At 59.9% G+C, this 11594-nt stretch carries 9 protein-coding genes and 1 tRNA gene; 6 read left to right on the top strand and 4 right to left on the bottom strand.

Annotation, left to right across the window (positions count from 1 at the left end; translation table 11 throughout):
- Positions 1–351 precede the first annotated feature (351 nt).
- The 3 genes from N434_RS08095 to N434_RS08085 form a co-directional block, all read right to left on the bottom strand.
- Positions 352–1023, bottom strand: a complete 672-nt coding sequence (locus tag N434_RS08095) for a protein-L-isoaspartate O-methyltransferase family protein (RefSeq protein WP_110757060.1) — start codon at positions 1021–1023, stop codon at positions 352–354.
- A 241-nt stretch (positions 1024–1264) separates the two neighbouring features.
- Positions 1265–1338 (bottom strand) — tRNA-Cys (locus N434_RS08090).
- Between the two features lie 240 nt (positions 1339–1578).
- Positions 1579–1731 carry a DUF3309 family protein gene (locus N434_RS08085; protein WP_003495626.1) on the bottom strand — a complete coding sequence of 51 codons (153 nt, stop codon included), beginning with the start codon at positions 1729–1731 and terminating at the stop codon, positions 1579–1581.
- A gap of 688 nt (positions 1732–2419) precedes the next feature.
- Between N434_RS08085 and N434_RS08075 the strand changes: the two genes are divergently transcribed.
- Together N434_RS08075 and N434_RS08070 are read left to right on the top strand one after the other, a co-directional pair.
- Positions 2420–2719, top strand: a complete 300-nt coding sequence (locus N434_RS08075) for a hypothetical protein (RefSeq protein ID WP_110757058.1) — start codon at positions 2420–2422, stop codon at positions 2717–2719.
- A gap of 74 nt (positions 2720–2793) precedes the next feature.
- A complete protein-coding gene (locus N434_RS08070) occupies positions 2794–3039 on the top strand; it encodes a DUF982 domain-containing protein (protein WP_110757056.1) in 246 nt (81 codons plus the stop codon).
- 515 nt (positions 3040–3554) lie between these two features.
- Here the strand turns inward: N434_RS08070 and wrbA are convergent.
- Positions 3555–4154, bottom strand: a complete 600-nt coding sequence (gene wrbA, locus N434_RS08060; protein WP_065116228.1) for an NAD(P)H:quinone oxidoreductase type IV — start codon at positions 4152–4154, stop codon at positions 3555–3557.
- 277 nt (positions 4155–4431) lie between these two features.
- On the opposite strand from wrbA, the gene N434_RS08055 reads away from it, so the two are divergent.
- The 4 genes from N434_RS08055 (at position 4432) to N434_RS08040 (ending at position 11477) form a co-directional block, all read left to right on the top strand.
- Complete coding sequence (locus N434_RS08055; RefSeq protein WP_110757054.1) at positions 4432–5223, top strand: competence/damage-inducible protein A; 792 nt, start codon at positions 4432–4434, stop codon at positions 5221–5223.
- 104 nt (positions 5224–5327) lie between these two features.
- Entirely contained in the window at positions 5328–6173 is an 846-nt protein-coding gene (locus tag N434_RS08050) for a universal stress protein (RefSeq protein WP_065115855.1), read from the top strand.
- A gap of 309 nt (positions 6174–6482) precedes the next feature.
- Complete coding sequence (gene gpt / locus N434_RS08045; protein ID WP_065116229.1) at positions 6483–6980, top strand: xanthine phosphoribosyltransferase; 498 nt, start codon at positions 6483–6485, stop codon at positions 6978–6980.
- 678 nt (positions 6981–7658) lie between these two features.
- A complete protein-coding gene (locus N434_RS08040; protein ID WP_110757052.1) occupies positions 7659–11477 on the top strand; it encodes a vitamin B12-dependent ribonucleotide reductase in 3819 nt (1272 codons plus the stop codon).
- The last annotated feature ends 117 nt before the right edge of the window (positions 11478–11594 follow it).

The following is an 11594-nucleotide window of genomic DNA, read 5'->3' as shown; positions in this document are numbered from 1 at the left end:
GGTGCCGGACAGGACGCTTCGCACCTGTTCAATTCCTGCATCGCGCGAACGGCAGCCGGACCTGCTGCCATGCCGATGCTCTGAAACAGGTTGGAACAAAACCGCCGGGCGTTTTTGCCGTCCCTGTTGCAGGGTCATGCGGGGCAGGAATACGCACACCCCGAATCACCCTTAGTCTAGGGTAGCATAGCCCGGAACTAAATCACTGATTCGACAAGTTTCGCGGTGATGCACAGCTTTGTGGGAAGGCTGCTCGGACCCCACCATGAAACGGGGCCGCGCCCTGCCCCAAAAAACAAACGCCGGGGTGGAAGGCCACCCCGGCGCCACGAACAGGATGATCGCTGCCGATCAGAAAACGAACTCGGCCGCCTTGGCGAAACCGGGCAGAGGCTTGACCGACGCGTTGAAAGAGCTTGCGGCCGAGGTGCTGTTGCCATCGCGTCGATAGACGGTGGCCTTGGCGGCATTGCCATATCCGACAACGACGACCAGACGTCCGCCGTCGCGCAGCTGATCGGTCAGCGCCGCCGGCACTTCCTCGACGGAACCGTTGACGAAAACCAGATCATAGGGGGCTTCGCTCGCATAACCCTTTTCGAGATCGCCGGTGACGACGGCAACATTGTCATATCCGAGCGAAGCCAGCGTCTCCGTGGCCTGCGCCGCCAGCGCCTCGTCGCATTCGAGCGAAACGACCGAACCGGCAAGCTGCGAAAGAATGGCGGCCGCATAACCGGCACCGCCGCCGACTTCCAGCACCACGTCTTCCTTGGATATGGCGGCAAGCTGCAGCAGCTTCGCCAGCGGCGAAGCCTTCATGACGTAACGGGCCGGGCGGCCGTCGCGGGCGGGACAGATCTGCAGATCCTCGTCCACATAGGCAATCTGCCGCACGCCCGCCGGCACGAAAGCCTCGCGCGGCACGCTCAAAAACGCCTTCAGCACCGAATGCGAGGTCACGTCGGTCGTGCGCAGCTGGCTGTCGACCATATTGGCGCGCGCGGTTTCGAAATCCATCATATCGTTATCGCCTCAATTTCGCGGATGCCGGTCGGGAAGCCTCGGCTCCAAAAGCTCAAAACGGCGCAGGTCTCCCTCGCCTTTGGATAATCTCATAATTGCCAAGGCGCACGCTTTCAAGCGCGGTAAGCGGGATGTGCGGGAAAAAGCGAAACCACGGGGATTTTCACAACGCAAAGAACGGCAAATCGCCGCAAAACGAGACCGCTTTGCCCGAAAAACATCGATGTCGGTGGAAATTTGGAGGCCTCGCCCGGAATTGAACCGGGGTACAAGGATTTGCAGTCCTCTGCGTCACCACTCCGCCACGAGGCCTCACACGCTCTTCAATTCAAGCGATGGCGGGCATTTAGAACGAATCCATTTTGGGCGCAAGAGGGTTCGTCCCGAATGTGATGTTTTTTCGAACCGGATGGGCGCAACTCCATCGCCAACCATCTAAACGCTTAAGATTGCGTGGTTTTTTGTATCTTACTCATATTTCAGAAGAAACAATGCCCGCATTCCGCGCATTTGCGGCGATGCGGGCATTGCTTCATTTTCCTGAGCGATCAATCAGATGCGCCCGAGCAGAACCAGAATAAGCACGATGACCAGAACCAGTCCCAAGCCGCCCGACGGGCCATAACCGTAATTATGATAACCCCAGCTCGGCAGCGCGCCGATCAAAAACAGGATGAGCAGAATGACGAGGATGGTGCCGAGCATGTGTAATCCTCCACTATTGGCATATGTCCTGCCTGCTTCAATGATGCAGCCTGACAAAAGTTCCCTTCCGCACCCTTCTCCGCGACATGTCCTGCGGAATGCACCCAAGCCGTTTCAACGGGTTAGGCCATTATAGATCGCCGGGATGGTGGATCGCGCTCCCGCCGGCCGCCGCGCCTGAAATAATTTGCCGGATAAAAAGCTCCGGCCCCGGTTGGCGGGCCGCGGCAGCGAATTATTCGAGGTGATTTCTCGGCCTATGTCGATTGGCCGTTGTCCGTCATAGTAAGGACAAGTCCCCCGTACCCTGAAACTGGCGGGAGACGGAGAGATCTGGCATCACTGGCAGTGCGCCAGATCTCTCCCGCCCCTTCCCACAGCCCCAGATTCTCCCCTGCAGGCACACGGATATTTTACCGGTGGTGATATCCGCGTGTCTTGCCTTGCCGGTTTCAGTCCGGCTAGACCCCGGACAGGGAGGGAGAAACGAGAATCATATGTCCGGTTTTGCGAACCTCATCCCGCTTTTCATCTTCGGCCTCCTCGTCTACGCTTTCTTCCGCTGGGTCGCGCGCGACATTCAGAATCCGAAGGGCAAGTGACCGGGACAAATTACCCCTGGTCTTGCTGCCTGTCGGGAACCGCTGCGCCTCCATATCGTTTTCGCAGACGCACTTCGGAGGACAGGATGAAAACGCTCCTATCATCGGCCATCATCGCACTCGCACTTGCGGGATGCACCACCGTCGGACCCGGCCCCTATGTCGGACCGGCGCCTTATGTCGAACCGATTCCCGGCAGCATCACCTACAGAGGCCAGCCGCGCACCAAGCTGACGAAATCACCGATCGGCAGCACGTTCAGCCACGAATTCCGTATCGACGGCAGCACGAGGGCGGTCGAGACCTACCGCATCGCGCCCGACCGCTCGCTGGAACTCATCGACCGGCGCATCATCCGCGACTGGCTGTTCGGACGCGACGACTGACCGCACCGTTCGCGGGATTGCGCATTCACGCCGCTTCGTTTAGAGCCGGGCACGGTAACCAATACGGATAGGCGATGAACACGCGCTGGCAAAAACCCGTCCTGATCGCGTTTGAAACGCCGGGCGACTATACGAGCATCGAAACCACGCAGGCGGCCTCCTGGGCGCTGATCGAGGACTGGCCGGTTGAAGATGGCGAGGAGCTGGACAAGGCGCTGCTGATCTGCGCCGCCGTCGATGCCGGCCGCAAGAAACCGGAGGATGCGCGCAGGGCCTTCATCGCCGCCGCCATCGAGGCGGGCCTCGACATCAAGGCCTGACGGCCACCGGTCCGCCTGCCGCAGGAAGACGAGACGTGCCCTGCGGCGGCGCAAGATCAAGAAAATGGTTCAATGGGTCAAAACAGATGGAAGCTGCCGGAAACATGAAAAAAGCCCTGTTCATCTTTCTTCTCTCCTGCCTGGCGATAGGCCTTCTCGGCCATCTCGTCGTCGCCTTCGTTGTCACCGGCTGACATGCATGAGTGACCTCCGCCCGGCAGCGGAATGTCAGGGCATTAAAAATCTCTAAATTTCATTCTTCTGTTATGGAACCGCAATAGGCTCTGTCCGTTCTCTTTCCGCTCGACACAAGGAGGATTGGAATGCGTGACGGACTGAACGGTTTTCTCGAAATCTCGATGCTCGGCTTCGTGGTCGCAAGTTGCCTTTTCATGGTCAACCTGCCGATCTGAACCGCCTGGAAATCCTGTCCCCCACGGCTCCGACAATCTGACGCTGTCAGAACAGGAAAATGCGGCCTTTCGGGCCGCATTTCTTTTTCAGCAAGGTTCAGTTCAGGCCGAAAGCTTGGCGGCGAGTTTCGCCACATGCGCGCCCTGGAAGCGTGCGCCTTCCAGTTCGATTTCGGACGGCTGGCGGGAACCGTCACCATCGGTGATGGTGGAAGCGCCATAGGGCGAGCCGCCCTTGATCTCATCGACACCCATCTGGCCCTGGAAGGCATAGGGCAGACCGACAACGGCCATGCCATGGTGCAGGAAGGTGGGGATGAAGCCGAGAATGGTCGATTCCTGGCCGCCGTGCTGGGTGGCGGACGAGGTGAAGGCCGAACCGACCTTGCCGACCAGCTTGCCGCTGAACCACAGGCCGCCGGTCTGATCCCAGAAATTGCGCATCTGCGAGGCGACCGTGCCGAAGCGCGTGCCAGCGCCGACGATGATGGCGTCGTATTCGGCAAGCTCATCCACGGTTGCCACCGGAGCCGGCTGGTCCAGCTTGAAATGGGAGGACTTGGCGACCGCTTCCGGAACGAGTTCGGGAACGCGCTTGACCACGGCTTCCGCGCCGGTGGACTTCACGCCTTCGGCAACCGCATAGGCCATTTTCTCGATATGGCCGTAGGAGGAGTAATAAAGTACCAGAACCTTCGTCATTCTCTTCGTTTCCTTTGCTGGAACTGTTTCCGGCGTACCGGCCAGAAGCTTCTTCAAAAACTCGATGATCATCGGCGTTTACCCGTCAAATCCGTGTGAAGAAAAGGTAGCGGACAGACCGTGATCCCGCCAGCCGGGGATTGGCATACGCACTGTTCACGATGAGTGAACGGAAAACCGGAACGTCAACCATTTACAAAAAGACATTTTTTCAAAACCGCTTTGCATTCCCCGGGAGCGGGGCTAACGTCTGACAAAACAGATGACGAGTGCACCCATGTCCAACCCCTCCTCCACTTCTTCCGTTGTCACCGCCGCCATGCTCGCCATCGGCGACGAACTGCTGTCGGGCCGCACCAAGGACAAGAATATCGGGCATCTCGCGGATGTGCTCACCATGTCCGGCATTGATCTCAAGGAAGTGCGCATTGTCGCCGACGAGGAGGAATCGATCGTCGAGGCGCTGAATGCGCTGCGAAGCCGCTATGATTATGTCTTCACCTCGGGCGGCATCGGCCCGACCCATGACGATATCACAACGGATGCGGTATCGGCGGCGTTCGGCCTGCCCTGCGAACACGATGCCGAGGCGCTGCGCCTGCTTGGCGACATGTACCGTGTGCGGGAGATGGAGTTCACCGAGGCGCGCAAGCGCATGGCGCGTATGCCGAGAGGCGCAGCGCATATCGCCAACCCCGTTTCCGTCGCTCCCGGCTTCGTCATCGGCAATGTCTATGTCATGGCCGGCGTGCCGCAGGTGTTCCAGGCGATGCTCGACAATGTCATGCCGACCCTGCGCACCGGCGCGAAGGTCATGTCGCAGGCGGTGCGCTCGCCCTATGGCGAAGGCGATATCGGCACGCCGCTGACGGCCATCCAGAAGGCCCATCCCGAAACCAGCATCGGCTCCTATCCGAAATATGACGGGCAGCGCTTTTCGACCGAGATCGTCGTGCGCGCCCGTGACGCCAGCGTGCTGAAGGCGGCGACCGAGGCGGTTGCCGCCATGATCGAAACCATCGGCCAGGAAAAAAGGCTGGCGGCCGGCAAGGGCGATGCGACCGCCTGAAACGGAACCGGCCTGCGACGAGAAGGTTTGACCAAAATCAAGGTGGCCATCGGCAAAGACGGCCACTCTCCCCCTAGAAACGACATATCACCGAGGAGAGAGAAATGGGTTACAAAACGATACTGGCAGTGGTCGACAATGTTGCGAACACGCAGAAGCTCGGCGAATTCGTGGTAAGCCTTGCCGACCAGTTTTCCTCGCATGTGATCGGCCTGCATATGGAAACGCTGGCCGCCGTTCCGCTTGTCGCGCCGATGGAAATTCCCGATCCCGCCACCGTGCAGGCGCTGCAGGACGTGGCGCACAAGGAAACCACCGATGTCGGAACGCTTTTCGAGCGCACGCTGTCTGCCAACGGCGTCTCGCATGAATGGCGCAGCTTCGTCACATCGGTCGGTTACGCCTCCGCATCCGCGATCGACAGCGCCCGCTGCGCCGATTTGATCGTCGCCCGCCAGAGCAGCTCCTCCGCACTGTCCGACAGCCGTTCGGATATTGACGGTTTTCTTTATGAAAGCGGCCGCCCCGTTCTCCTCGTGCCGCATGTGCTGACGGTGGCCAAACCGATCAAGCGCGTCCTGATCGCCTGGAACGGCTCGCGCGAGGCGACCCGCGCCACCTTTGATGCCCTGCCCTTCCTCAAGGCGGCCGACAGCGTCGAGATCTTCTCCGTCGATCAGGCCGAAAGCGAAACGCAGTCTTCGGGCCTTGCCGGCACGGAACTGGCCGCCACGCTCGCCCGCCACGGCGTCAACGTCACCGTGACCTCGCAGGAAAAGATCGCCGGCGTCTCGCCGCAGGCGGCAATCGAAAACCGGCTGTCCGATAACAGCATCGACCTTCTGGTCATGGGTGCTTATGGCCATTCCCGCTGGTGGGAGCTGCTGTTCGGCGGCGTCACACGCACGCTGCTCGATTCCATGACGGCGATGACGCTTTTGTCGCGCTGAATATAGATGCGGCGTAAACAGCGCCGCAAGCCCCGCCATCTTGCTTGAAACGAGCGTCTGCCGCTTGTCCCTTCTCCCCGCCGGGGAGAAGTCCGCGGCAGCGTGATGAGGAGGCGACGGTTGAGATAAACCGAGAGGTTGCCCCCTCATCCGGCCCTTCGGGCCACCTTCTCCCCGGCGGGGAGAAGAAACAGGCGGCAATCTCTCGGCCCCTCCATAATAACAGTCCTGCGCGGAAAGCTTGCCTTTTTGCCGGACTTGCGGCTATTAGCCAAAGCCATCGACAATTTTGACCAGATGGTAGACGACATGTCCCTTCCCGATAAAGCCTTTCCCGTCTCCTGGGACCAGTTTCACCGCGATGCCCGCGCTCTTGCCTGGCGTCTTGCCGGTCTCGACAAAGAGTTCCGGGCAATCGTCTGTATCACCCGCGGTGGCCTCGTGCCGGCGGCGATCATTTCCCGCGAGCTGAACATCCGCCTGATCGACACCGTCTGCATCGCCACCCGCCATGACTACGTCAATCAGGGCGACACGGTTCTGCTGAAGGGCGTCGCCCCGGAGCTGGCGGCAGATGGCGGCGAAGGCGTGCTCGTCCTCGACGACCTGACCGATACCGGCAAGACGGCGCTGGAAGTGCGCGAAATGTTGCCGAGAGCCCATTTCGCCTGTGTCTACGCCAAGCCGAAGGGCGTGCCGACCATCGACACCTTCGTCACCGAAGTCAGCCAGGACACCTGGATCTATTTCCCCTGGGATATGGGCTTCACCTATCAGGAGCCGATCGCCAAGGGATCGCGCGGCTGATCGCCCCTCGTCCTTAAAAACAAGAGCTGCAAAAGCCGTCCCTCCGGGGCGGCTTTTTGTTTGAAAACGCCATTCTGGCGACAGCGGAAAAACACGGAAAAACCGTAGTGTCGCCTTTATGCCGCACCCCGGAAACGCGCGGTTTTGGCATTCCGCTGCGGAAACCAGCCTCGCGCAAGCTTCAAATTTCGCTGCCAAGTTACTGATTTTTTTGAACGCTTTTGCTTTCCCCGTTTTCCACAGGCGCTTCACACAATATCTTGTGGTTAAAAATGGGTTTCAATCTATGGCTTGACGAATCTATGCCGTGGGAGGAAAGTGACACTTATGTTGCGGCGGCAACGGACCGGAAAGTAACGAGGCCGGTTCTTCTCCATCTTGAGCGCGCAAGTCCAAAGCGGCGTCCCGGCCATGAGGGGACGGTTCGCCGCTGGATTCCGCACGCCTTTCGGAAACCGCCAAAAACATGACGCGGGGACTGGCGGCAGGAAGCTGTTGATACTATATTTAGTATTCCACACTATGCTTGCAGCCGAATAAGCCACGATATACAGGGATCACATCCAAGGATGAACATCCCTTTCAGATCGGCAACAACCGGCTGCGCGAAGGCATCGCACGGCTGGACCGGATTTTTGCGCCCTTCACCGGGCGCCCAATGGACGAGGACAGGAAACCATGCGCATTGAACGCCGCTTCACGAAGCCCGGCCAATCGCCTTATGCGGAGATCGACTTCCGCAAGGCCGTCAGTGAAATCAAGAACCCGGACGGATCGATCGTGTTCCGTCTGGCGGACATCGACGTTCCCGCGCAGTTCAGCCAGGTTGCCACCGACGTTCTGGCGCAGAAATATTTCCGCAAGGCCGGCGTGCCGAAGTTCCTGAAGAAGGTCGAGGAAAACGATGTTCCTTCCTTCCTGTGGCGCTCCGTTCCCGACGAAAAGGCCCTGAAGGATGTGCCCGAAGCCGAGCGTTTCGGCTCCGAAACCGATGCGCGTCAGGTTTTCGACCGTCTGGCCGGCACCTGGGCCTATTGGGGCTGGAAGGGCAAATATTTCTCGTCCGAAGAAGATGCTCTGGCCTTCCGCGATGAGCTTGCCTACATGCTCGCCACCCAGCGCGTTGCGCCGAATTCCCCGCAATGGTTCAACACCGGCCTGCACTGGGCTTATGGCATCGATGGCCCCGGCCAGGGCCATTTCTATGTCGACCCCTTCACCGGCAAGCTGACCAAGTCCAAGTCCGCTTACGAACATCCGCAGCCGCATGCCTGCTTCATCCAGTCCGTTGAGGACGACCTCGTCAATGAAGGCGGCATCATGGACCTGTGGGTGCGTGAAGCGCGCCTGTTCAAATACGGTTCCGGCACCGGCTCCAACTTCTCTTATCTGCGCGGCGAAGGCGAAAAGCTTTCCGGCGGCGGCCGCTCCTCCGGCCTGATGAGCTTCCTCAAGATCGGCGACCGCGCAGCCGGCGCCATCAAGTCCGGCGGCACGACCCGTCGTGCAGCGAAGATGGTCGTTGTCGATGCCGACCATCCGGATATCGAAGCCTATATCGACTGGAAGGTGAACGAAGAGCAGAAAGTTGCCGCTCTCGTGACCGGCTCCAAGATCGTCGCCAAGCACCTGAAGGCGATCATGAAGGCCTGCGTCAACTGCGAGGCTGACAATGGCGATTGCTTCGACCCGGCCAGAAACCCTGCCCTGAAGCGCGAAATCCGCGCTGCCAAGAAGGACATGGTGCCGGAAAACTACGTCAAGCGCGTCATCCAGTTCGCCGAACAGGGTTACAAGGACATCCAGTTCAAGACCTATGACACGGATTGGGATTCGGAAGCCTATCTGACGGTATCCGGCCAGAACTCCAACAACTCCGTATCCTTGAAGGATGACTTCCTGCGCGCTGTCGAAAATGACGGCGACTGGAACCTCACCGCCCGCAAGGACGGCAAGGTCATGAAGACGCTGAAGGCCCGCGACCTCTGGGAAAAGATTTCCCACGCCGCCTGGGCATCGGCAGACCCCGGCCTGCACTTCAACACCACCATGAACGACTGGCACACCTCGCCAGCCGCCGGCCCGATCCGCGCCTCCAACCCGTGCTCGGAATATATGTTCCTTGACGACACGGCCTGCAACCTCGCCTCGCTGAACCTTCTGCAGTTCAAGGATCAGGCGACGAAGCGCATCGATATCGCCGATTACGAACATGCCGTTCGTCTGTGGACCGTCGTGCTCGAAGTCTCGGTCATGATGGCGCAGTTCCCCTCGCGCCAGATTGCCGAACTTTCCTACGAATACCGCACGCTCGGCCTCGGCTATGCCAATATCGGCGGTCTCCTGATGTCCTCGGGCATTCCCTATGACAGCGCCGAAGGCCGCGCCATTGCCGGTGCGCTCACCGCCATCATGACCGGCGTTTCCTACGCCACCTCGGCCGAAATGGCCGGCGAGCTTGGCCCCTTCCCCGGCTTTGCCCCGAACCGCGACAACATGCTGCGCGTCATCCGCAACCACCGCCGCGCCGCTCACGGCCAGTCGGAAGGTTATGAAGGCCTGTCGGTCAACCCGGTGGCGCTCATCCATGGCGATTGCCCGGATCAGGACCTGATCGCCCATGCCGTCGCCGCCTGGGACAAGGCGCTGGCGCTCGGCGAACAGCACGGCTACCGCAACGCCCAGACGACGGTTATCGCGCCGACCGGCACGATCGGCCTCGTGATGGATTGCGACACGACCGGCATCGAGCCCGACTTCGCGCTGGTGAAGTTCAAGAAGCTCGCCGGCGGCGGTTACTTCAAGATCATCAACCGCGCGGTTCCAGATGCGCTGCGTTCGCTCGGTTACTCCGAAAGCCAGATCGCCGAGATCGAAGCTTATGCCGTCGGCCATGGCAATCTCAACCAGGCGCCCGGCATCAATCCTTCCACGCTGAAGGCCAAGGGCTTCACCGATGAGAAGATCGAGGCCGTCAATGGCGCGCTGAAGAGCGCCTTCGACATCAAGTTCGTCTTCAACCAGTGGACGCTCGGCGCCGACTTCCTCAAGGAGACGCTGAAAGTTTCCGACGAGCAGCTCTCCGACATGAGCTTCAACCTGCTCGAGCACCTTGGCTTCGGCAAGAAGGACATCGAGGCGGCAAACGTTCACGTCTGCGGCGCGATGACGCTGGAAGGCGCACCGTTCCTGAAGGCCGAGCACCTGCCGGTCTTCGATTGCGCCAACCCCTGCGGCAAGATCGGCAAGCGTTACCTCTCGGTCGAATCGCATATCCGCATGATGGCAGCGGCACAGCCCTTCATCTCGGGTGCGATCTCCAAGACGATCAACATGCCGAACGATGCGACGGTTGAGGATTGCGGCGCAGCCTACATGCTCTCCTGGAAGCTGGCGCTGAAGGCCAACGCCCTCTACCGCGATGGTTCCAAGCTTTCCCAGCCGCTCAACGCCTCGCTGGTGGAAGATGAGGACGACGAAGACCTGATCGAAGAGCTGATCCAGCAGCCGGCTGCACAGCAGGCCGTGACGATCACCGAAAAGATCGTCGAACGCGTCATCGAACGTGTCTCGCGCGAGCGTGAAAAGCTGCCGAACCGCCGTCAGGGTTACACCCAGAAGGCAACCGTCGGCGGTCACAAGGTCTATCTGCGCACCGGCGAATTCGGTGACGGCCGCATCGGCGAAATCTTCATCGACATGCACAAGGAAGGTGCCGCCTTCCGCGCGATGATGAACAACTTCGCCATCGCCATTTCGCTCGGCCTGCAATATGGCGTGCCGCTGGAAGAATATGTGGAGGCCTTCACCTTCACCAAGTTCGAACCGGCCGGCATGGTGCAGGGCAACGACGCGATCAAGAACGCCACGTCGATCCTCGACTACGTGTTCCGCGAACTCGCCGTCTCCTATCTCGGCCGTCACGATCTGGCCCATGTCGATACGTCGGATTTCTCCAACACCGCACTCGGCAAGGGCATCCAGGAAGGCAAGACCAACCTCGTTTCCACCGGCTGGACCCGCGGTTACAAGCCGACGCTGGTTTCCAGCAATGGCGGCGAACGGTCGTCTTCCGAGCCGAAGGGCTCGGCAACGGCCACCCCTGCCCGTGGTTCCGCCAACGTCACCTCCTTCGCCGGCTCCGCCGCCCGCAAGCTGGAACCGACGGTTTCCATCGCAACCTCGGAAATCGTCTCCTTCAAGCGGGACTATGAAGAGCGCGCCAAGGAACTGGCCGAAGAAATCGCCGAGGAAGTCATCGACGACGTCGCCCAGGAATCCCAGCAGACGGCCACCGCCCTCTTCTCCGACAAGGCCGCCGCCGACGCTGCATCGGCCAAGACGGAAGCCAAGAAGGTGGAAAACGAACGCCGCATGCGCTCGATCGCGCAAGGCTATACGGGCAACATGTGCTCGGAATGCCAGAACTTCACGATGGTGCGGAACGGCACTTGTGAGAAGTGCGATACTTGTGGTGCGACGAGCGGTTGCTCTTGATAAGATTTAAGCAAGTAACAAACAAGAGGGTTGAAAAACCGAGGCTAGGCCGGACAAGAACCTCTAACTTGCCACTTCGGAAGTTAAGCCTAGCCAACGCAATGTAACTCATAATCC

Origin of the sequence: Rhizobium sp. UGM030330-04 (assembly GCF_003208455.1) — a bacterium.
GTDB classification, from domain to species: domain Bacteria; phylum Pseudomonadota; class Alphaproteobacteria; order Rhizobiales; family Rhizobiaceae; genus Agrobacterium; species Agrobacterium rhizogenes_A.
The sequence above is the reverse complement of the archived record's forward strand: the minus strand, read 5'-3'. Positions and strand labels throughout refer to the sequence as shown.

Excerpts from the sequence above, each read along its gene's own strand:
- N434_RS08095 (WP_110757060.1), bottom strand. The coding sequence starts at position 1,023 with ATGATGGATTTCGAAACCGCGCGCGCCAATATGGTCGACAGCCAGCTG.
- N434_RS08085 (WP_003495626.1), bottom strand. The coding sequence starts at position 1,731 with ATGCTCGGCACCATCCTCGTCATTCTGCTCATCCTGTTTTTGATCGGC.
- N434_RS08075 (WP_110757058.1), top strand. The coding sequence starts at position 2,420 with ATGAAAACGCTCCTATCATCGGCCATCATCGCACTCGCACTTGCGGGA.
- N434_RS08070 (WP_110757056.1), top strand. The coding sequence starts at position 2,794 with ATGAACACGCGCTGGCAAAAACCCGTCCTGATCGCGTTTGAAACGCCG.
- wrbA (WP_065116228.1), bottom strand. The coding sequence starts at position 4,154 with ATGACGAAGGTTCTGGTACTTTATTACTCCTCCTACGGCCATATCGAG.
- N434_RS08055 (WP_110757054.1), top strand. The coding sequence starts at position 4,432 with ATGTCCAACCCCTCCTCCACTTCTTCCGTTGTCACCGCCGCCATGCTC.
- N434_RS08050 (WP_065115855.1), top strand. The coding sequence starts at position 5,328 with ATGGGTTACAAAACGATACTGGCAGTGGTCGACAATGTTGCGAACACG.
- gpt (WP_065116229.1), top strand. The coding sequence starts at position 6,483 with ATGTCCCTTCCCGATAAAGCCTTTCCCGTCTCCTGGGACCAGTTTCAC.
- N434_RS08040 (WP_110757052.1), top strand. The coding sequence starts at position 7,659 with ATGCGCATTGAACGCCGCTTCACGAAGCCCGGCCAATCGCCTTATGCG.